This is a genomic window from Paraburkholderia xenovorans LB400, assembly GCF_000013645.1.
In the GTDB taxonomy this organism is placed as follows: domain Bacteria; phylum Pseudomonadota; class Gammaproteobacteria; order Burkholderiales; family Burkholderiaceae; genus Paraburkholderia; species Paraburkholderia xenovorans.
Window position 1 is genome coordinate 4,189,408 of record NC_007951.1, and the last position, 19,435, is coordinate 4,208,842.

The 19,435-nt window shown below is 64.8% G+C and carries 20 protein-coding genes; 12 read left to right on the forward strand and 8 right to left on the reverse strand.

The features are described from left to right. Nucleotides 1-4: 4 nt before the first annotated feature. Both BXE_RS18765 and lnt read left to right on the forward strand, forming a co-directional pair. Entirely contained in the window at nt 5-898 is an 894-nt protein-coding gene (locus BXE_RS18765) for an HlyC/CorC family transporter (RefSeq protein WP_007180446.1), read from the forward strand. A 104-nt stretch (nt 899-1,002) separates the two neighbouring features. Further along, nucleotides 1,003-2,706, forward strand: coding sequence for an apolipoprotein N-acyltransferase (gene lnt / locus BXE_RS18770; RefSeq protein ID WP_011489798.1), 1,704 nt, complete (start codon nt 1,003-1,005; stop codon nt 2,704-2,706). Nucleotides 2,707-2,715: 9 nt separating this feature from the next. On the opposite strand, the gene BXE_RS18775 is transcribed toward lnt, so the two are convergent. Continuing rightward, nucleotides 2,716-3,330 (reverse strand): glutathione S-transferase C-terminal domain-containing protein, encoded by a 615-nt coding sequence (locus BXE_RS18775; protein ID WP_193352951.1) that lies wholly within the window; start codon nt 3,328-3,330, stop codon nt 2,716-2,718. Nucleotides 3,331-3,533: 203 nt separating this feature from the next. On the opposite strand from BXE_RS18775, the gene BXE_RS18780 reads away from it, so the two are divergent. The 5 genes from BXE_RS18780 to purH all read left to right on the forward strand — a co-directional run bounded on the left by BXE_RS18780 (nt 3,534) and on the right by purH (nt 9,521). Continuing rightward, nucleotides 3,534-4,940: an aminopeptidase P N-terminal domain-containing protein gene (locus BXE_RS18780; RefSeq protein WP_011489800.1), complete on the forward strand. Its 1,407-nt coding sequence runs from the start codon at nt 3,534-3,536 to the stop codon at nt 4,938-4,940. Nucleotides 4,941-5,000: 60 nt separating this feature from the next. Further along, nucleotides 5,001-6,380 carry a UbiH/UbiF/VisC/COQ6 family ubiquinone biosynthesis hydroxylase gene (locus BXE_RS18785; protein WP_011489801.1) on the forward strand — a complete coding sequence of 460 codons (1,380 nt, stop codon included), beginning with the start codon at nt 5,001-5,003 and terminating at the stop codon, nt 6,378-6,380. A 239-nt stretch (nt 6,381-6,619) separates the two neighbouring features. Further along, complete coding sequence (dusB, locus tag BXE_RS18790; RefSeq protein ID WP_011489802.1) at nt 6,620-7,678, forward strand: tRNA dihydrouridine synthase DusB; 1,059 nt, start codon at nt 6,620-6,622, stop codon at nt 7,676-7,678. Next, nucleotides 7,675-7,908, forward strand: coding sequence for a Fis family transcriptional regulator (locus BXE_RS18795; protein ID WP_007180440.1), 234 nt, complete (start codon nt 7,675-7,677; stop codon nt 7,906-7,908). The genes dusB and BXE_RS18795 overlap by 4 nt, the downstream gene beginning before the upstream one ends. Nucleotides 7,909-7,955: 47 nt before the next feature. Beyond that, nucleotides 7,956-9,521 carry a bifunctional phosphoribosylaminoimidazolecarboxamide formyltransferase/IMP cyclohydrolase gene (gene purH / locus BXE_RS18800; protein ID WP_011489803.1) on the forward strand — a complete coding sequence of 522 codons (1,566 nt, stop codon included), beginning with the start codon at nt 7,956-7,958 and terminating at the stop codon, nt 9,519-9,521. A gap of 250 nt (nt 9,522-9,771) precedes the next feature. On the opposite strand, the gene BXE_RS18805 is transcribed toward purH, so the two are convergent. Continuing rightward, nucleotides 9,772-10,011 carry a hypothetical protein gene (locus tag BXE_RS18805; RefSeq protein WP_011489804.1) on the reverse strand — a complete coding sequence of 80 codons (240 nt, stop codon included), beginning with the start codon at nt 10,009-10,011 and terminating at the stop codon, nt 9,772-9,774. 140 nt (nt 10,012-10,151) lie between these two features. On the opposite strand from BXE_RS18805, the gene ruvC reads away from it, so the two are divergent. The 4 genes from ruvC (at nt 10,152) to BXE_RS18825 (ending at nt 13,558) form a co-directional block, all read left to right on the forward strand. Continuing rightward, the gene (ruvC, locus tag BXE_RS18810) at nt 10,152-10,694 is read left to right on the forward strand and encodes a crossover junction endodeoxyribonuclease RuvC (RefSeq protein ID WP_007180437.1); all 543 of its coding nucleotides are present in this window, start codon (nt 10,152-10,154) and stop codon (nt 10,692-10,694) included. A gap of 110 nt (nt 10,695-10,804) precedes the next feature. Next, entirely contained in the window at nt 10,805-11,386 is a 582-nt protein-coding gene (gene ruvA, locus BXE_RS18815) for a Holliday junction branch migration protein RuvA (protein ID WP_007180436.1), read from the forward strand. A gap of 119 nt (nt 11,387-11,505) precedes the next feature. Beyond that, complete coding sequence (ruvB, locus tag BXE_RS18820) at nt 11,506-12,573, forward strand: Holliday junction branch migration DNA helicase RuvB (protein WP_007180435.1); 1,068 nt, start codon at nt 11,506-11,508, stop codon at nt 12,571-12,573. Nucleotides 12,574-12,616: 43 nt separating this feature from the next. Then, nucleotides 12,617-13,558, forward strand: a complete 942-nt coding sequence (locus BXE_RS18825; RefSeq protein ID WP_011489805.1) for an oxygenase MpaB family protein — start codon at nt 12,617-12,619, stop codon at nt 13,556-13,558. Between the two features lie 229 nt (nt 13,559-13,787). Here BXE_RS18825 and BXE_RS18830 read toward each other — a convergent pair whose 3' ends face one another. The 3 genes from BXE_RS18830 to tyrS form a co-directional block, all read right to left on the reverse strand. After that, entirely contained in the window at nt 13,788-14,459 is a 672-nt protein-coding gene (locus BXE_RS18830) for a histidine phosphatase family protein (protein ID WP_011489806.1), read from the reverse strand. A gap of 109 nt (nt 14,460-14,568) precedes the next feature. Then, entirely contained in the window at nt 14,569-15,027 is a 459-nt protein-coding gene (dtd, locus tag BXE_RS18835; protein ID WP_011489807.1) for a D-aminoacyl-tRNA deacylase, read from the reverse strand. Nucleotides 15,028-15,058: 31 nt separating this feature from the next. Continuing rightward, on the reverse strand, nt 15,059-16,309 hold the full coding sequence (gene tyrS, locus BXE_RS18840) for a tyrosine--tRNA ligase (protein WP_011489808.1): 1,251 nt from the start codon (nt 16,307-16,309) through the stop codon (nt 15,059-15,061). Between the two features lie 206 nt (nt 16,310-16,515). Here tyrS and BXE_RS18845 point away from each other — a divergent pair, with 206 nt between their 5' ends. Continuing rightward, complete coding sequence (locus BXE_RS18845; RefSeq protein WP_011489809.1) at nt 16,516-17,646, forward strand: anhydro-N-acetylmuramic acid kinase; 1,131 nt, start codon at nt 16,516-16,518, stop codon at nt 17,644-17,646. A gap of 87 nt (nt 17,647-17,733) precedes the next feature. Here the strand turns inward: BXE_RS18845 and erpA are convergent, their stop codons facing one another. The 3 genes from erpA to rplM form a co-directional block, all read right to left on the reverse strand. After that, on the reverse strand, nt 17,734-18,099 hold the full coding sequence (gene erpA / locus BXE_RS18850) for an iron-sulfur cluster insertion protein ErpA (RefSeq protein WP_007180424.1): 366 nt from the start codon (nt 18,097-18,099) through the stop codon (nt 17,734-17,736). Between the two features lie 279 nt (nt 18,100-18,378). Next, nucleotides 18,379-18,771, reverse strand: a complete 393-nt coding sequence (gene rpsI, locus BXE_RS18855) for a 30S ribosomal protein S9 (protein ID WP_011489810.1) — start codon at nt 18,769-18,771, stop codon at nt 18,379-18,381. A gap of 11 nt (nt 18,772-18,782) precedes the next feature. After that, nucleotides 18,783-19,211 carry a 50S ribosomal protein L13 gene (gene rplM / locus BXE_RS18860; RefSeq protein ID WP_007180422.1) on the reverse strand — a complete coding sequence of 143 codons (429 nt, stop codon included), beginning with the start codon at nt 19,209-19,211 and terminating at the stop codon, nt 18,783-18,785. Nucleotides 19,212-19,435 lie beyond the last annotated feature (224 nt).

Sequence of the window (19,435 nt, forward strand, 5' to 3'; positions counted from 1 at the left end):
TACCATGAACGACACGTATCCCAGTCGACGCCATACCGACAAACCGCAGGAAAAACGCTCGCTCCTCGAGCGTCTGACCGACTTCATCTCGCCCGAGCCCGACTCGCGCGCCGAACTTCTGGAAATCTTGCAGGACGCGCATGAGCGCAACCTGATCGACGCCGACTCGCTGTCGATGATCGAAGGCGTATTCCAGGTGTCCGAACTCAGCGCGCGCGACATCATGGTGCCGCGCGCGCAAATGGACGCGATCAACATCGCGGACAATCCCGCCGAATTCATCCCTTACGTGCTGGAAAAAGCGCACTCGCGCTATCCGGTCTACGAGGGCAATCGCGACAACATCATCGGCGTGCTGCTGGCCAAAGACCTGCTGCGCTACTACGCCGAAGAAGAATTCGACGTGCGCGGCATGCTGCGCCCCGCCGTGTTCATCCCCGAATCGAAGCGCCTGAATGTGCTGCTGCACGACTTCCGCGTGAATCGCAATCACCTCGCGGTGGTGGTCGACGAATACGGCGGCGTGGCCGGCCTGATTACGATTGAAGACGTGCTGGAACAGATCGTCGGCGACATCGAGGACGAATACGATTTCGACGAGGAAAGCGGCAACATCATCGCCTCGCCCGACGGACGCTTCCGCGTACGCGCGCTGACCGAAATCGAACAGTTCAACGAGGCCTTCGGCACCCATTACCCGGACGACGAAGTCGATACCATCGGCGGGCTCGTCACGCATCACTTCGGACGGGTGCCGCATCGCGGTGAAAAAGTCCGCCTCGACGATCTGATCTTCGAGATTCTGCGCGGCGACGCCCGCCAGATTCATATGCTGCTGGTGCGCCGCGATCCGCTCGCCGGCCAGCGCGAGCGCGAAGCGCAGCACGTGCAGACCTGATCCGGTCCCGGCCGGTTCGCTCTTCACTTCGTCAACCCGCTTCCAGCCCGCTTCCGACCCACTTCTCAACCCGCTTCTCAACCCTTCACGCCGACCGCGCAACAATGGCCGACCCGATGACTTCCCGCTCGCGCCGCGGCGCGAGCGCCTCTGCCGCCCAGCAAACACGCGGTCGCACGCTGCCCCGCTGGCACTACCTCGTTGCGCTGGCCGCGGGCGCGGCCAATACGCTTTCGTTCGCGCCGACGCCGCACGGCGGCTGGCTCGAACTCGCGATCTTCGCGTTCTTCTTCGCCTGGCTCACGCGCACTACCGGCTGGAAGAGCGCGGCGCTGACGGGCGGCGCGTTCGGCTTCGGCAATTTCGTGACCGGCGTGTGGTGGCTCTACGTCAGCATGCATTTCTATGGCGGCATGGCGGCGCCACTGGCCGGCGCGGCCGTGGTGCTGTTCTCGCTCTATCTGGCGGTTTATCCGGCGCTGGCGGCGGCGGTCTGGTCGTTCTGCGCCGGTCACGCGCGCAACGGCGCGGCCGACGACGACACGCCGTTCTCGCCCACATGGCACGGCGCGCTAGCGTTCGCGAGCGCGTGGGCGATCGGCGAATGGTTGCGCGGCACGGTGTTCACGGGCTTTCCGTGGCTTGCGAGCGGTTACGCCCAGGTGGACGGTCCGTTCGCCGGCTTCGCGCCGGTGGCGGGCGTGTACGGCGTCGGCTGGATGCTGGCGCTGGTGGCCGCGCTGATCGTGCAGGCGCTGCTGCCGCTGCTGCCTTCGCGCCAGCCGGGCGGAAGCGGGGGCGCCGACCGCAAGGGCGGCAAACCGGGCGTGTCGCGCGTCGTGGTGCCGGGCGCGATCGCGCTGGCGCTGATCGCCGCCGGCCTGCTGCTGCCGCTCGTACAATGGACCGTGCCCGCCAATGCGCCGTTGACCGTGCGCCTGCTGCAAGGCAACGTCAAACAGGAAATGAAGTTCGAGGAATCCGGCATGCGCGCCGCGATCGACCAGTATCAGCAGATGATTACGTCGAAGCCGGCCGATCTGATCGTCACCCCGGAAACCGCGATTCCGGTGCTTGCGCAGCAACTGCCCGCGCCCTTTGCCTCGGCGGTGCGCAACTTCTCGGACACGACGGGCAGCGCGATCCTGTTCGGCGCAATCGGCGGCACGATTACGCCGGAAGGCCAGGTGATCGACTATACGAACAGCCTGTTCGGCGTCACACCCGGCACGCGCGACGTGTACCGCTATGACAAGCACCACCTCGTGCCGTTCGGCGAATTCGTGCCGTGGGGATTCCGCTGGTTCGTCAACCTGATGAGCATCCCGCTCGGCGATTTCTACCGTGGCGCGCCGGTGCAGAAACCGTTCATCGTCCACAACCAGCCGGTTGCCGTGGACATCTGCTACGAGGATATTTTCGGCGAAGAGATTGCGCGGACCATTCGCGAAAGTGATACGCCCGCCGGCGTGCTGGTCAATTCGACCAATCTGGCCTGGTTCGGCGACACGATTGCGCTCGACCAGCATCTGCAGATCGCGCGCATGCGTTCGCTGGAAACCGGCCGCCCGATGCTGCGCGCGACCAACACCGGCATGACCGCCGCGATCGATGCCGACGGCAAGGTGCTCGGGCGCCTGACGCCGTACACGGTCGGCTCGCTCGACCTCGCGGTGCAGGGCACTTCCGGCAGCACGCCGTATGTCACGAGCGGCAACAACACCGTGCTGGCGGTTTCATTGCTCCTGCTGGCGTTCGGCTTTGCGTTCGGACCGGGTATCAGGCGGCGCCAGAACGGCAAGCAGTAAGGCGCCGGCTCAGTTGACGGGCACCGTATCGATGAACGACTGGCGCAGCGAGAGCTTCTGGAAGTGCTTGTCCAGATTCGGATGCGGTTCGCGCCAGTTCAATTCCGGCATGCGGAAATCCAGATAGCCCAACGCGCAGCCCACCGCGATGTCGGCGAGCGTGTAGTGATTGCCCGCACACCACGTCTTGCTGCCCAAGCCCTGCGCCATTGCGATCAGAGCTTCGTCGATCTTGCGCTGCTGACGCGCGACCCACGCTTGCACGCGCTGCTCCGGCGTGCGCTGCGTGCCTTCGAGACGGATCAGCACCGCCGCGTCCAGCACGCCGTCGGCGAGCGCTTCCCAGCAGCGCACCTCGACCCGCTCGCGCCCCGACTGGGGAATCAGCTTGCCGACCGGCGACAGCGTATCCACGTATTCGCAGATGACCCGCGAGTCGAACACCGCTTCGCCGTCTTCCATCACGAGGCACGGCACTTTGCCAAGCGGATTGAAAGTGTGAATTCTGGTGTCCGGCGCCCAGACATTCTCGGGCACCAGTTCGTAGTCGATCTTCTTGTCGGCCAGCACGATCCGCGCTTTACGTACGAAGGGGCTGCCGAGCGAACCGATGAGTTTCATCATTACCATCTGCCTTTTCCTGAATCCGGCGAAAGTATAAGTGGTCGGCGGCTTAAGCGAGCGTTCACGCGCGTCATGGCGACGCTTCGCGAGCCGCTTGCAGACTCGCTGTGGACGGATTGCAACAGCGCCGCGCGCGCCTTCGTCTCCACCTGCACCAGTATCCCGCGCAAAATAACTCCGCGCATGGGCGCTACAATCGCACGATGAACCAGCCGACCGAACCCACCATCGCCATCGACGTCTACCGCACGCGCCGTGAGCGCGTACTCGCCGCGCTCCGGGCGGCGGGCGGCGGCGTCGCCATCGTGCCCACCGCGCCGGAAGCGCTGCGCAACCGGGACGCCGATTATCCCTATCGGCACGACAGCTACTTCTACTACCTGACCGGCTTCACCGAACCCGAGGCGTTGCTGGTGCTCGACGCCAGCGCCGCGCCCGGCGAGCCGGCTTCGGTGCTGTTCTGCCGCGAGAAGAATGTCGAGCGCGAAACGTGGGAAGGTTTCCGCTTCGGCCCGGACGGCGCGCGCGCGGCTTTCGGTTTCGACGCGGCTTTCGCCATCGGCGAAATCGATACGCAACTGCCGCGTCTGCTCGCCGACAAGCCGTCGCTGCACTACGCGCTGGGCACTTCGCCGCAGCTGGACGAACGGGTGCGCGGCTGGCTCGACGCAGTACGGGCTCAAGCCCGCGGCGGCGTCGCCGCACCGGCCGCCGCGCACGATCTGATTCCGTTGCTCGACGACATGCGGCTCATCAAGGACGACCACGAACTCGCCATCATGCGCCGGGCCGGGCAGATTTCCGCCGAGGCGCATCGTCGCGCGATGGCCGCGTGCCGTCCCGGCATGCGCGAGTACGAACTCGAAGCCGAGCTGCTCTACACGTTCCGCAAGTTCGGCGCACAGGCGCCGGCTTACACGTCGATCGTCGCGGCGGGCGCAAATGCCTGCGTGCTGCACTACCCGGCGGGCAATGCGATTGCTCGTGACGGCGATCTGATCCTGATCGACGCGGCCTGCGAGCTCGACGGCTACGCGTCCGACATCACCCGCACCTTTCCCGCGAGCGGCCGTTTCACGCCGGCGCAGCGCGAGCTGTACGACATCGTGCTGGCCGCGCAGCAGGCCGCCATCGACGCGACCCGCGCCGGCGCCACCTTCGACGACCCGCACCAGGCCGCCGTGCGTGTGCTGTCGCAGGGCCTGCTCGACACTGGCATCATCGAGCGCGCGAAGTTCGCCTCGGTCGACGACGTAATCGCCGAGCGCGCCTACGTGCCCTTCTATATGCACCGCACCGGCCACTGGCTCGGCATGGACGTGCACGACGTGGGCGACTACCGCGAACGCGGCGCGCCGCGCGACGAAGCGGGCGCGCTGCCGTGGCGCACGCTGCAGGCCTCGATGACGCTGACCATCGAGCCCGGCCTGTATATCCGGCCGACCGAAGGCGTGCCCGAGCGCTACTGGAACATCGGCATCCGCATCGAGGACGACGCGATCGTCACGCCGGACGGCTGTGAGCTGATCACGCGCGGTGTACCCGTCGCCGCCGACGAGATCGAGGCGCTGATGCTGGAAGCCCGCGCAGCCCAGGAAGCCGCGAAGTAACTCGGGGAAGTAACTCAGGGCAATGACCCAGGGAAGTAACTCGCAAGGAAGTAATCCGCAATGAACGACGTTTCCCAGTCGACGGTGATCCTGAAGCCCGCCGCGGCGGCCCACCCGTTCGATTTCGACGTGACGATCGTCGGTGCCGGGCCGGTCGGGCTGGCGCTGGCCGGCTGGCTCGCGCGCCGCAGCGCGACGCGGGCACTGCAGATCGCGCTCATCGACGCGCGCGAGCCGGAAGATTCGATCGCCGATCCGCGCGCCATCGCCGTATCTCACGGCAGCCGGATGATCCTGGAGCCGCTGCGCTGGCCCGCCGACGCCACCGCGATCCGGCGCATCCACGTCTCGCAGCGTGGCCACTTCGGCCGCACGCTGATCGACCACGGCGAACACGGTTTGCCGGCGCTCGGTTACGTGCTGCGGTACGGCTCGATCGTCCACGGTCTCGCCGAGGCGGTGCACGCCACCCCGGTGCACTGGTTCCGCTCCACCTCGGCCGGCGCGCCGACGCAGGAATTCGACGGCGTCACGCTGCCGATCGAAACCGCGGGCGTCACGCGGCAGTTGCGCACGCGCATTCTGGTGAATGCCGAAGGTGGCCTGTTCGGCGACCAGAAGTCGGGGCGAGGCGTGGCCAAAGGCGCCAGCGTGAATGCGGACGAGCAGACCGACCCCCGCGCCAACGCCGAAACTCCCGACAATCGAGCCGCCGGCGTCGAGGTGAAAAGCGTCGATCCGCGAACTGGCCGGGACGGCGCCGCCGCACGACGCACAGGCCGAGCCGCCGCGGAACCCGCCTTGCGCGACTATGGGCAGACAGCGCTGGTCGGCACGGTCACGGTGTCCTCGCCGCAGCCGCATGTCGCGTGGGAGCGCTTCACGTCGCAAGGTCCGATCGCGTTGCTGCCGATGGGCGGCGTGCGCGGCGCCGACTACGCGCTGGTCTGGTGCTGCGCGCCCGAAGAAGCCGCGCGCCGCGCGCAACTCTCCGACGAAGCCTTCCTGCATGAACTCGGCGCCGCGTTCGGCGACCGCATGGGCCGCTTCACGCACATCAAGGGGCGCGCGTCGTTCCCGCTGGGGCTGAACGCCGTGGAGACGCTCGTCAACGGGCATATCGTCGCGATCGGCAATGCGGCGCAAACGCTGCACCCGGTGGCGGGTCAAGGGCTGAATCTCGGTCTGCGCGACGCGCACTCGCTTGCCGACGCCTTGTCGGCGGAAGGTCCGACGCCGCTCGCGCTGGCCACCTTCGCGCAACGCCGCGCACTCGACCGGCGCCTGACGATCGGCGCCACCGACACGCTCGCGCGTCTCTTCACCGTCGACTTCGCACCGCTCGCGATCATGCGCGGCCTCGCCCTCACCGCGCTCGAATTCCTGCCGCCGGTGAAAACCGCGCTGGCACGGCAAATGATGTTCGGACAGCGGCGCTAGGCACGCCGCCCGCTCGCGCCGCGCGGCCTTTTTGCTTCACGCGCAAGGTGCCGCGCGGGCGGCGCCGGTTCTATGAACCGGCGCACTTTCATAGAAGATTTAATGGGTTACGCGCGACACATCGCGGGTGTCGGCTATCTGTTAACGCTAAAATAGCGGTTTTCCCTCGCATTTCGCGAACGCTCCGATTGACAGAAACTGGGCAATCGGTCGCGTGCGCGTTCACCGCGTTTCACGTTATGCCCACTCTCGGCTCCCACAATCTGCGTAATAACCTGTTCGTCGCGCCCATGGCCGGCGTGACCGACCGGCCGTTCCGGCAGCTGTGCAAACGGCTGGGCGCGGGCTACGCGGTGTCGGAAATGGTCGCCTCGAACGCGCAGCTGTGGAAAAGCGAGAAGACCATGCGCCGCGCCAATCACGCGGGCGAGGTCGAACCGATCGCCGTGCAGATCGCCGGCGCCGATCCGGCCATGATGGCCGAAGCGGCCCGCTACAACGTGGCAAACGGCGCGCAGATCATCGACATCAACATGGGCTGCCCGGCCAAGAAGGTGTGCAACGTCGCGGCGGGTTCGGCCCTGTTGCAGAACGAGCCGCTGGTGCAGCGCATCGTCGAGGCGGTGGTCGGCGCGGTGGGCGTCGGGCCCGACGCGGTGCCCGTCACGCTCAAGATCCGCACCGGCTGGAATCGCGAGAACCGGAACGCGCTGAACGTCGCGCGTCTGGCCGAGTCGGCCGGTATTTCGATGCTCACCGTGCATGGCCGCACGCGCGCCGACCTGTATCACGGCGAGGCCGAATACGACACCATCGCCGCGGTGAAAGCAGCCGTGCGCATTCCGGTGGTCGCCAACGGCGACATCACATCGCCGCAAAAAGCGCGCGAGGTGTTGGCCGCCACCGGCGCCGACGCGCTCATGATCGGCCGTGCCGCGCAAGGGCGCCCGTGGCTGTTCCGCGAGATCGGCCATTTCCTGCAAACGGGTGAGTTGCTGCCGCCGCCGCGCATCGACGAAATCCAGCAGGTGATGAACGAGCATCTCGAAGACCACTACGCGTTCTACGGCGAATTTACGGGTGTGCGCACTGCGCGCAAGCACATCGGCTGGTACACTCGCGGCCTTTCTGGCGCCAACGTGTTCCGGCATCGCATGAATACGCTGGACACCACACGCGAACAACTCCTCGCCGTCAACGAGTTCTTCGACGCACAGAAGGCGATCTCCGACCGCCTCGTCTACGTCGACGAAACGCTCGGCACGGACGAGGACCCAACCGACCGACTGGCAGCATGAGCAAGAACAATATCGAACAATCTGTCCGCGACAGCCTGGGCATGTATTTCCAGGATCTCGACGGCTCCAATCCGCACGACGTCTACGACATGGTGATTTCGTGCGTGGAAAAACCTCTGCTCGAAGTGGTGCTCGAGCAGGCCGGCGGCAATCAGTCGCTGGCCGCCGAGTATCTCGGCATCAACCGCAATACGCTGCGCAAGAAGCTGCAACAGCACGGTTTGTTGTAGTTTTTCCGGCGCCCTGCCACGTTTCCCTTCGGCTTTTCGTCTTCATCATGATCAAGCAAGCGCTCATCTCCGTTTCCGACAAGTCCGGCATCGTCGACTTCGCCAAATCGCTGTCGGACCTCGGCGTCAGGATCCTGTCTACCGGCGGCACCGCGAAACTGCTCGCGGACGCGGGCCTCTCCGTCACCGAAGTCGCCGACTACACCGGCTTCCCGGAAATGCTGGACGGGCGCGTGAAAACGCTGCATCCGAAGGTGCACGGCGGCATTCTGGCGCGCCGCGACCTGCCGGAACACATGGCAGCGCTTGAAAAGCACGACATTCCGACCATCGACCTGCTGGTCGTGAATCTGTATCCGTTCGTGCAGACCGTGTCGAAAGAGGAATGCTCGCTGGAAGACGCGATCGAGAACATCGACATTGGCGGCCCGACCATGCTGCGCTCGGCCGCGAAGAACCATCGCGACGTGACGGTGGTGGTCGATCCGGCCGACTACGCGGTCGTGCTCGACGAAATGCGCGCGAACAGCAACGCCGTGTCGTACAAGACGAACTTCCGCCTCGCCACCAAGGTGTTCGCGCATACCGCGCAGTACGACGGCGCGATCACGAACTACCTGACGAGCCTGACCGACGAGCTGCAACATTCGTCGCGCAACGCCTACCCCGCCACGTTCAATCTGGCGTTCAACAAGGCGCAGGACCTGCGCTACGGCGAAAACCCGCATCAGAGCGCGGCGTTCTACCGCGACCTCTCGGTGCCGGCCGGCGCTCTCGCGAACTACAACCAGTTGCAAGGCAAGGAACTGTCGTACAACAACATCGCGGATTCCGACGCAGCGTGGGAATGCGTGAAGACTTTCGACGTGCCGGCGTGCGTGATCGTCAAGCACGCGAACCCCTGCGGCGTGGCAGTCGGCGCGGACGCCAACGAAGCGTACGCGAAGGCGTTCCAGACCGATCCGACCTCCGCGTTCGGCGGCATCATCGCCTTTAACCGCGAAGTGGATGAGGCGGCGGCGCAAGCCGTGGCCAGGCAGTTCGTCGAAGTGCTGATCGCGCCGTCGTTCAGCGCCGCGGCACGCCAGGTGTTCGCGGCGAAGCAGAACGTGCGTCTGCTCGAAATCGCGCTGGGCGACGGGCATAACGCGTTCGATCTGAAGCGCGTGGGCGGCGGCTTGCTGGTGCAGTCGCTCGACTCGAAGAACGTGCAGCCGCGCGAATTGCGCGTGGTCACGAAGCGTCATCCCACGCCGAAGGAAATGGACGATCTGCTGTTTGCATGGCGCGTGGCGAAGTATGTGAAGTCGAACGCTATCGTGTTCTGCGGCAATGGCATGACGCTCGGCGTCGGCGCTGGCCAGATGAGCCGCGTGGACTCGGCGCGCATCGCCAGCATCAAGGCGCAGAACGCCGGTCTGACGCTGGCCGGTTCGGCCGTGGCGTCGGACGCGTTCTTCCCGTTCCGCGACGGCCTCGACGTGGTGGTGGCGGCAGGCGCGACCTGCGTGATCCAACCGGGCGGCTCGATGCGTGACGAAGAAGTGGTCAGCGCGGCGGATGAGCACAATATTGCGATGGTGCTGACGGGCGTGCGTCACTTCCGGCATTGATTCGGATTGGATGGCGGCGCGTGTTTCTTGATGAGACAGCGCTGCTGAGTGAGATCTGAACTTTAGAAAAACGGCCTGGCGGGTTTTCCGCCGGCCGTTTTCTTTGGTGCGGCGCTTGTGCCGTGGTTGTGGCATACCTACGCGGCGCTTGTGCCGCGTCTGTACAGTGCCACTGCCTGCGCCGTGCCTGCTTTTGCCGTGCTCGCGCCACGCTCACGCCACATTTGCGCCGCCCCTTTACACACCGCGCTCAGTCGTCCGGTTCCTTTCTCGCATAACCTCCGCTCACCTCCGCGTGCTGGCTGATATAAGTACTGAGCCCCCGGCCGCGCCGCGCGAGACGCTTGAGCGCGGCAACATGCCATTCGCCGACGCTCGCCTCGGTGTACCAATACACCACGCCATGCCTGAAGCGGACCGCCACAAAGTCGTCGCCGATTTCATAAGCCTCGACGCCCGAATCGCCGCTGAGATTCCGATAGCGCTCCATCTGCGAATACCTCCTTGCGCGCCGCCTTGCACCACACGCAGCAGTTTTTATTCCGCTGACCTCGCCGCGCGCCGTTCGCCGCGGGGCGCGCGTGTTGTAGTATCGCAAGCACCTGGTTTTTACCGCTCCCGCGGCACCTCATGAGAATTCTCGGCATCGACCCCGGCCTGCGCGTGACCGGCTTCGGCGTGATCGACCAAAGCGGCCACACGCTCAGCTATGTCGCGAGCGGCGTCATCAAAACCGCCGACGCCGATCTGCCCTCGCGTCTGGGCACCATCTTCGAAGGCATCTCCACACTGATCCGCCAGCATTCGCCGGATCAGTCGGCGATCGAAAAAGTGTTCGTCAACGTCAACCCTCAGTCCACCTTGCTGCTCGGTCAGGCACGCGGCGCGGCCATCTGCGGACTGGTCGCGGGCGGCGTGCCGGTCGCCGAATACACCGCCCTCCAATTGAAGCAGGCCGTGGTGGGTTACGGCCGCGCCACCAAGGAGCAGATGCAGCAGATGGTCGTGCGCCTGCTCAATCTCTCCGGCGTACCCGGCACCGACGCCGCCGACGCGCTTGGCATGGCGATCTGCCACGCGCACGGCGGCACGACGCTGAGCACGTTGGGCGGCATCGCACCCTCGCTGGCAAAGAAAGGTTTGCGCGTGAGACGCGGACGCCTGGTCGGATAGAAGCTCATGCGGCAACGCATGGATCAACCGCGATTGACGCGCGATTCGCGAGCCACTCGACGCTCACTCGCTGCGCTACACTCGCCCTTTCTCTCGAGATTGAATTCGCCATGATCGGTCGCATTGCCGGCGTTCTGCTGGAAAAAAACCCGCCGCATCTGCTCGTCGACTGCAACGGCGTCGGTTACGAAGTCGATGTGCCGATGAGCACGTTCTACAACCTGCCCTCCACCGGCGAACGCGTGGTGTTGCTCACGCAGATGATCGTGCGCGAAGACGCACACCTGCTCTACGGCTTCGGCACCGCCGAGGAACGCTCGACCTTCCGCGAACTGCTGAAAATCTCCGGCATCGGCGCACGCATGGCGCTGGCGGTGCTGTCGGGCATGAGCGTCCACGAGCTCGCGCAAACCGTCACGATGCAGGACGCGGCGCGTCTGACGCGCGTGCCGGGCATCGGCAAGAAGACGGCGGAGCGGCTGCTCCTCGAACTGAAGGGCAAGATCGGCGCAGACCTGGGCGCAATGGCGGGCGCGGCGTCGGCATCCGACCACGCCTCCGACATTCTGAACGCACTACTCGCATTGGGTTACTCCGAAAAAGAAGCGTTGGCCGCCGTCAAGAACGTGCCGGCCGGCACCGGCGTTTCCGAGGGCATCAAGCTCGCATTGAAGGCGCTGTCCAAGGGCTGACGCTCAACCCTCGTGTCCGGCATGCATGCGATGAGTGAAGCTTCGCACAGGCCGGCGAGCGGCGCACCCTGGCCGTTCGGCCGAGTTTCGCGGCGGGCGGCTCGCGGTACAATGAACGCATGATCGAAACCGACAAACTCGCCGCCGAGCGCATCATCGCGGCCACGCCCGTCTCGCCGAACGAAGAAGCGTTCGAGCGTGCGTTGCGCCCGCGCCAGCTCGAAGAATATGTCGGGCAGGAAAAAGTGCGCGGCCAGCTGGAAATCTTTATCGAGGCCGCCAAACGCCGCTCCGAATCGCTTGACCACGTCTTGCTGTTCGGCCCGCCGGGCCTCGGCAAAACCACGCTCGCGCACATCATCGCGCGGGAAATGGGTGTCAATCTCCGGCAAACGTCCGGGCCGGTGCTGGAACGCGCCGGCGACCTCGCCGCGCTGCTCACCAATCTCGAAGCGAACGACGTGCTGTTCATCGACGAAATCCACCGGCTCTCGCCGGTCGTCGAAGAAATTCTGTACCCGGCGCTGGAGGATTATCAGATCGACATCATGATCGGCGAAGGACCGGCCGCGCGCAGCGTGAAGCTGGACCTGCAGCCGTTCACGCTGGTCGGCGCGACCACGCGCGCGGGCATGCTGACCAACCCGCTGCGCGACCGCTTCGGAATCGTGGCGCGGCTCGAGTTTTATAACGCCGAGCAACTGGCGCGCATCGTCACGCGTTCGGCGTCGCTGCTCCATGCGCAGATCCATCCGGACGGCGCGTTCGAAATCGCCAAACGCGCGCGCGGCACGCCGCGGATCGCGAACCGCCTGCTGCGGCGCGTGCGCGACTTCGCCGAGGTGAAGGCCGACGGCAATATCACCGCGCAAGTGGCCGACGCCGCGCTCAAGATGCTCGACGTGGACGCGGTCGGCTTCGACCTGATGGACCGCAAGCTGCTCGAAGCGATTTTGCACAAGTTCGACGGCGGCCCGGTCGGCGTCGACAACCTGGCGGCGGCTATCGGCGAAGAGCGCGACACGATTGAAGACGTGCTCGAACCGTATCTGATCCAGCAGGGCTTCCTGCAGCGCACGCCGCGCGGCCGCGTCGCCACGCTGCTTACGTACCGGCATTTCGGCCTCGCCGCGCCCGACTCGTCGAGCAGCACGCTGCCCGGCCTGTGGGATTCGGCCGCCACCTGAGCCGATACCTGAGCCGTTACGCGCAGCACGAGACCGAATCAGGATGTCCGACCAAACCAGGCAGCCCAACTCATCCAGCGGTCTTTCGCAGCTTCTTACCGGCAGGCTCCGTTCAAAGCTGGCCGCCGGGGTCACGCATCTGACAAGCGGCAGCGGTCCCACGCTCGACTATTCTTCCCCTCCGGGCGACCCGGGCCTGTTCGGGCCGGACTCGGTGTGCTGGAAAGTCCACGCCGATTTCACGTCGATGATGACAGGCGGCATCAGCGCGCTGCTGCTCCAGGCTTTGCACCCGCTGGCCCTTGCCGGCGTTTGGGACCACTCGGCGTTTCGCACCGACATTCTCGGCCGCCTGCGGCGCACCGCGACCTTCATCGCGGGCACGACGTACGGCAACCGGCACGACGCACTGGCGCTGGTCGAACGTGTGAAGCGCATCCATCTCGGCGTGAGCGGCGTCGCGCCTGACGGCCGGCCGTATCGCGCGAGCGAGCCCGCGCTGCTGACGTGGGTGCATGTCGCCGAAGTGTCGAGTTTCATGACCGCGCACTTGCGCTATGTGAATCCGTTGCTGCCCGTTGCCGCGCAAGATCAGTACTTCGCAGAAACCGCGCGCATTGCCGAGATGCTCGGCGCGTCGGACATTCCGCGCTCGCGAGCCGGGATCGACGCTTACCTGCTGGCCATGCAGCCTGAGCTCGTAGCCAGCGAGCGCACGCGTGAACTGGTGCGGATTCTGATGAACGCGCCGGCCCCGAGTGCATCGATGCGGCCGGCCGGCGTGCTGATGCTCAACGCCGGCGTCGATCTTCTGCCCGATTGGGCGCAAGCGATGCTGGGATTCCAGCGCTACGCGGCGCTTCGCCGTGCGGTCACGAGACCCGGCGTGCGGCTGGTCGCGCCGGTGATCCGCTGGGCGCTGGTGAATGGCGTATCGAAACGTGCACGCCGCCGCGTGGCCGCGGGCGTGCGGGAGCCGGAATAACGCAGCCGGGCGCCGCTCGCACAAGCAACTCACATTAGCTTGAGCGGCCTGGTTGGAATATGCGCGCCAGCCGCCGCGCCGATCGCAAGCTCAGCGAATCGCGACCAACCCGCATGCAAGCTGACTCGCGAACGTTTGGCTGCGCCAATGCGCGGAAGGTTCGCGAACGGTCCAGGTCGGCCGCCGAGCACGAACTCACGCTCACGCCGCCCAACCGGGCACGTGCCGATCAACGGCCCGGCTCTGCCGCCTTCTTGAAACTATCGTCTTCGCTCGGCGCATCGAGATGCGAGACGTCCGCCCACGTCACAATCGTCGCCTTGCCATTATCGAAATCCACCGTGTTCACACTCGTGTTCAGCAGCGGATAGTCACGCGGCGCATCGAGCGGCAAACCGCAGGCGAAGCGCCGCACGCAATCGAGCACGCCGCCATGCGCGACGCAGGCAATCCGCCCGCCGGGATGCGCGGCGACCAGCGGTTCGATCGCGTGCAGCACACGGTGGTAGAGCGCGCGTTGCGACTCACCGTCCGGCGGCGAGAAGCCAGGATCGCGAGTTTGCCAGTGCGCGTATTCGTCGGGGAAGCGCTGGGCGATCTCGTCGTTGTCATGGCCCTGGAAGGCGCCATATGAACGCTCGCGCAGATTTTCGCGCAACTGCAGCGGCAAGCCGAGCGCGTCGGCGACCGGCTGGGCGGTTTGTTGCGCGCGTTGCAGGTCGCTCGAATAGATCGCGTCGAGCCGTGCGCCCTGCTTCGCCTCTTCGGCCATGCGGCGCGCAAGCCGCTGCGCCTGGGCCAGCCCCGTCGTGGCAAGCGGAATGTCGACGTGACCTTGAATGCGCTTGATGCGATTCCAGTCGGTCTCGCCGTGCCGGATGAACAGAATCTGCGTAGTCATGGGATGAAAGTGGGCGCCATCAGCCGGTTATGCCGAGCCGCTATTGTCGCAAAAAGCGGCTGGAGGGTAGATGCGCGCCGCGGCGCGCATGCCGGAACGACCGCCGGGATCAGGCGTGCGTCTGCAGCCAGAACGTGACCGGCCCGTCATTGACGAGCGACACCTGCATATCGGCGCCGAATTCGCCGGTCTCGACGACCGGATGTTTCGCCCGCGCCGCTGCGACAAAATAATCGAAGAGGCGCTTGCCTTCATCGGGCGGCGCGGCTGGCGTAAAGCTCGGACGCAGACCGCTGTTGGTGTCCGCGGCCAGCGTGAACTGCGAAACGAGCAGCAGGCCGCCCGCGCGCCCGGCGCCGTCGAGATTTTGTACGGAGAGATTCATTTTGCCGGCCGCATCGCTGAATACGCGGTAGCCGAGCACTTTGGCGAGCAGCCGGTCGGCCGCCGCCTCCGTATCGCCGCGTTCGGCGCAGACGAGCGCGAGCAGACCCGCCTCGATCGCGCCCGTTACGCGGTCGGCCACGCGCACCTCCGCGCGCCGCACACGTTGAATCAGCGCGATCATCGGTTCGACTCCAGATGCGACGTCGGGCCCATCAGGCCGTCAGCGTGACGCGTGCAAAACGGCGCTTGCCGACCTGCACGACGTACTCGCCGGCTTCGACTTTCAGGCCCTTGTCGGACACGGTTGCGCCGTCGATCTTCACGCCGCCCTGCTCGATGTTGCGCAGCGCTTCGCTGGTCGACGGCGCGAGGTTGGCCTGCTTGAGCAACTGGCCGATCGCGAGCGGTGCGCCCGCGAGCGTCACGGCCGGGATATCGTCCGGCACACCGCCCTTCGCGCGATGGTTGAAGTCTTCGAGCGCGCGTTCGGCGTCGGCTTGCGAGTGGAAGCGCGCGACGATTTCCTGGCCGAGCATCACCTTGAAATCGCGCGGATTGCGGCCTGCTTCGGTTTCCTTTTTGAAGCCCGCGATTTCTTCCATCGGACGGAACGACAGCAGTTCGAAGTAACGCCACATCAGCACGTCGGAAATGCTCATCAGCTTGCCGAACATGTCGGTCGGCTTTTCGCTGATACCGATGTAGTTGTTCTTCGACTTCGACATTTTTTCGACGCCATCCAGCCCTTCGAGCAGCGGCATGGTCAGGATGCACTGCTGTTCCTGGCCGTACTGCTTCTGCAACTCACGGCCCACGAGCAGGTTGAACTTCTGGTCCGTGCCGCCGAGTTCGAGGTCCGCGTTCAGCGCGACCGAGTCGTAGCCTTGCATCAACGGGTACAGGAACTCGTGGATCGAGATCGGCACGCCGCTCTGGAAACGCCTGGTGAAATCTTCGCGTTCGAGAATCCGCGCCACCGTGTAGCGCGACGCGAGCTTGATCATGCCGTCGGCGCCGAGCGGCATCGACCATTCGCTGTTGTAGCGGATTTCGGTCTTGTCGCGGTCGAGCACGAGCGCGGCCTGTTCGAAATACGTCTTGGCGTTCGATTCGATCTGCTCGCGCGTGAGCGGCGGGCGCGTGGCGTTACGGCCCGACGGATCGCCGATCAGCGAGGTGAAATCGCCGATCAGGAAAATCACGGTGTGGCCGAGGTCCTGCAACTGGCGCATCTTGTTCAGCACGACCGTGTGGCCAATATGGATGTCCGGCGCGGTCGGATCGAGCCCGAGCTTGATACGCAGCGGTTTGCCGGTCGCCGCGCTCTTCGCGAGTTTTTGCGCGAATTCGTCTTCGATCAGCAGTTCGTCGACCCCGCGTTTGGTGACGGCGAGCGCGTGACGGACTTCGTCGGTGATCGGGAAGGCGGAAGCGGCGTTGGGCTTGGTGGGCTCGGTGCTCATGCTGGAAACGTGAAGTCGCAAAAAAAGGAGATTGTCCCATAGATGCGCGCCGCCGCGCCCATCGGCGCAGCCGCAGGTGCGCCGCCGACGCGCGATTTCCGCGTCCGGCGCCGTGCCGCCGGCATTGCCGCGCTTTATATTCGTCCGCGCTTCGCCCGATAATCTGCTACAACGGATCGCAACGAACCATCGAGAGGAGCAGTAACGTGGCGCAAGACCCCGCAGACGGCGTCTACTTTGGATTGATGTCCGGCACGAGCATGGACGGCGTGGATGGCGTGGCCGTCAGGTTCGCGCAAGGCAAGCCGTCCGTGGTGCTGGCCGAGGCGTTTGTCGGCTTTGCCGCGGGCCTGCGCGATGCATTGTTCGCGCTCCAGCAACCCGGAGACAACGAGATCGAGCGCGAGGCGCTGGCCGCCAATGCGCTCGCCACGCGTTACGCGGTGTGTTGCCACGACCTGCTGCACAACAGCCGCGTACCCGCCGCGGAGGTGCGTGCGATCGGCGTGCACGGGCAGACGGTGCGGCACCGGCCGGAAAAGGGTTATACGCGGCAGATCAACAACCCGGCGCTGCTCGCGGAAATGATGCACATCGACGTGATCGCCGATTTCCGCAGCCGCGACGTCGCGGCCGGCGGCCAGGGCGCGCCGCTCGTGCCGGCTTTTCACGCCACCGTGTTCGGCGCAAAGAACGAAACGCGGGTGGTCTGCAATCTCGGCGGCATCAGCAATATCACGATCCTGAACGCGACCGGCAGCGTGCGCGGCTTCGACTGCGGGCCGGCCAACGCGCTCCTCGACGAATGGGCGCAGCGCCATCTAGGCAAACCGTTCGACGAGAACGGCCATTTCGCGGCCGGCGGCCAGGTGGATCGCACGCTGCTGAACGCCTTGCTCGACGAGCCGTTTTTCGGCCAGCAGCCGCCGAAAAGCACCGGCCGCGACCTGTTCAATGCTGATTGGCTCGACGCGAAGCTGCCGCCGTTTGCCGCGCTCGACCACGCCGACGTGCAAGCGACACTGGTCGCGCTCACCGCGGTGACGGTCGCACGCGAGATTGAGCGGCATGCCTCGGACGCGAAGGCAGTCTATGTCTGCGGCGGCGGCGCGCGCAATCCGGAGATTCTGAAGGCCTTGCAGCAGGCACTGGAAGACAGCGGTGTCAGCGGCGTGCCCGTCATGACAACCGACGCGCTAGGCGTGCCGCCGAGCCAGGTGGAGCCGCTGGCGTTTGCCTGGCTTGCCATGCGCTGCGTGGCGCGTCTGCCGGGCAATTTGCCGGCGGTGACAGGCGCATCCGCCGAGCGCGTACTCGGGGCAATCTACCCGCGCTGAGCTGAGCGTGGCGCGGATTTCGGCGCAGGCAATAAGAAACGGGGCCGAAGCCCCGTTTGCCACAATCAACTGCTCAACAACCCGTCGTCACACCGAGAACGATGAGCCGCAACCACAGGTGGTCGTAGCATTCGGGTTCTTGATGACGAACTGAGCGCCGTTGATATCGTCCTTGTAGTCGATCTCAGCGCCCACCAAATACTGGTAGCTCATCGAATCGATCAGCAGCTGGACGCCGCTCTTGTTCATGACGGTGTCGTCTTCGTTGACGGCTTCGTCAAACGTAAAACCGTACTGAAAGCCCGAGCAGCCGCCGCCCTGCACGAAAACGCGCAGTTTGAGGTCCGCATTGCCTTCTTCTTCGATCAGTTGCTTGACCTTGTCAGCCGCTGCGTCGGTAAAAACGAAGGGGGCGGGCATCTCGGTCACGGGTGTATCGGTGACTGCGTTCATTCGAACTCTCCAAAAAGCTTCTAACCGCTATTGTAGGGCTGATCTCGATATCGTGCCGAAGCCCACAAAGTCAATGGGTTCTTCCAGAGAATCAATGGATAACGCGTTCTTCCGCCACCAGCCCGGCAGAGCGGGATGTATCGCCGCTCTGCCGACGAGTTCATTGGCGCAATACTAAATCTCAACGAGCCACCAACCCATGAAAAAAAGCCGCCTTCGCGAAAGCGTTGGCGGCTTTTGCAGCGTTCCGGCCCAAAAGCCGGTTCGCACCCGAAGCGATTAACGCTTCGAGAATTGCTTCCTGCGGCGTGCCTTGTGGAAGCCGACCTTCTTACGTTCGACTTCACGAGCGTCACGCGTGACGAAACCAGCTTTCGACAGTTCCGGCTTCAGCGTTGCGTCGTAGTCCATCAGCGCGCGGGTGATGCCGTGGCGAACCGCACCGGCTTGACCCGTTTCACCGCCGCCCGTCACGTTGACCTTGATGTCGAACGTAACGCCGTGGTTCGTGAGTTCCAGCGGCTGACGCACGATCATCAGCGACGTTTCGCGCGAGAAGTAATCGGCGATAGGCTTGCCGTTCACCACGATATCGCCCTTGCCTGCCTTGATGAAGACGCGTGCGACGGCGCTCTTGCGGCGGCCCGTGCCGTAATTCCAGTTACCGATCATGTGGGCTCCCCTTAGATCTCGAGCGCTTTCGGCTGTTGTGCCGAATGCGGATGCGTTGCTTCAGCGTAGACCTTCAGCTTCTTGATCATCGCGTAGCCGAGCGGGCCCTTCGGCAGCATGCCCTTGACCGCTTTCTCGAGCGCACGGCCCGGGAAGCGTTCCTGCATCTTGCCGAACGTCGTTTCATAGATACCGCCCGGGTAGCCCGAGTGACGGTAGTACTTCTTGTCAGTAGCCTTGTTGCCCGTGACGCGCAACTTACCCGCGTTGATAACGATGATGAAATCACCGGTGTCGACGTGCGGAGTGAATTCAGGCTTGTGCTTGCCGCGAAGACGGTGTGCCACTTCGCTGGCGACACGCCCGAGAACCTTATCCGTCGCGTCAATCACGTACCATTCACGCGTAACCTCATGGGCTTTTGCGGAAAACGTCTTCATGATCGATCCAAAAAAATTGCTGCGCCCAATGTGTTTTTTCCTGCTTGTAGTGTGCGCATCGAGGCGCGTGCAGGCTCTCCCTGGTTCTTCCTCCGCGGGCGCGGATGCGGAAAAGCCCTGAATTATAAAGGAATTTGCTACGGCAAGTCAAAACGTACGGGAGTTTGCGCGAGATCTCCGGCGATCCGGCGGCCACGGAGTGCGTTTTAGCACCCTTTCGTGCC

Excerpts from the sequence above, each read along its gene's own strand:
- BXE_RS18765 (WP_007180446.1), top strand. The coding sequence starts at position 5 with ATGAACGACACGTATCCCAGTCGACGCCATACCGACAAACCGCAGGAA.
- lnt (WP_011489798.1), top strand. The coding sequence starts at position 1,003 with ATGGCCGACCCGATGACTTCCCGCTCGCGCCGCGGCGCGAGCGCCTCT.
- BXE_RS18775 (WP_193352951.1), bottom strand. The coding sequence starts at position 3,330 with ATGATGAAACTCATCGGTTCGCTCGGCAGCCCCTTCGTACGTAAAGCG.
- BXE_RS18780 (WP_011489800.1), top strand. The coding sequence starts at position 3,534 with ATGAACCAGCCGACCGAACCCACCATCGCCATCGACGTCTACCGCACG.
- BXE_RS18785 (WP_011489801.1), top strand. The coding sequence starts at position 5,001 with ATGAACGACGTTTCCCAGTCGACGGTGATCCTGAAGCCCGCCGCGGCG.
- dusB (WP_011489802.1), top strand. The coding sequence starts at position 6,620 with ATGCCCACTCTCGGCTCCCACAATCTGCGTAATAACCTGTTCGTCGCG.
- BXE_RS18795 (WP_007180440.1), top strand. The coding sequence starts at position 7,675 with ATGAGCAAGAACAATATCGAACAATCTGTCCGCGACAGCCTGGGCATG.
- purH (WP_011489803.1), top strand. The coding sequence starts at position 7,956 with ATGATCAAGCAAGCGCTCATCTCCGTTTCCGACAAGTCCGGCATCGTC.
- BXE_RS18805 (WP_011489804.1), bottom strand. The coding sequence starts at position 10,011 with ATGGAGCGCTATCGGAATCTCAGCGGCGATTCGGGCGTCGAGGCTTAT.
- ruvC (WP_007180437.1), top strand. The coding sequence starts at position 10,152 with ATGAGAATTCTCGGCATCGACCCCGGCCTGCGCGTGACCGGCTTCGGC.
- ruvA (WP_007180436.1), top strand. The coding sequence starts at position 10,805 with ATGATCGGTCGCATTGCCGGCGTTCTGCTGGAAAAAAACCCGCCGCAT.
- ruvB (WP_007180435.1), top strand. The coding sequence starts at position 11,506 with ATGATCGAAACCGACAAACTCGCCGCCGAGCGCATCATCGCGGCCACG.
- BXE_RS18825 (WP_011489805.1), top strand. The coding sequence starts at position 12,617 with ATGTCCGACCAAACCAGGCAGCCCAACTCATCCAGCGGTCTTTCGCAG.
- BXE_RS18830 (WP_011489806.1), bottom strand. The coding sequence starts at position 14,459 with ATGACTACGCAGATTCTGTTCATCCGGCACGGCGAGACCGACTGGAAT.
- dtd (WP_011489807.1), bottom strand. The coding sequence starts at position 15,027 with ATGATCGCGCTGATTCAACGTGTGCGGCGCGCGGAGGTGCGCGTGGCC.
- tyrS (WP_011489808.1), bottom strand. The coding sequence starts at position 16,309 with ATGAGCACCGAGCCCACCAAGCCCAACGCCGCTTCCGCCTTCCCGATC.
- erpA (WP_007180424.1), bottom strand. The coding sequence starts at position 18,099 with ATGAACGCAGTCACCGATACACCCGTGACCGAGATGCCCGCCCCCTTC.
- rpsI (WP_011489810.1), bottom strand. The coding sequence starts at position 18,771 with ATGATCGGTAACTGGAATTACGGCACGGGCCGCCGCAAGAGCGCCGTC.
- rplM (WP_007180422.1), bottom strand. The coding sequence starts at position 19,211 with ATGAAGACGTTTTCCGCAAAAGCCCATGAGGTTACGCGTGAATGGTAC.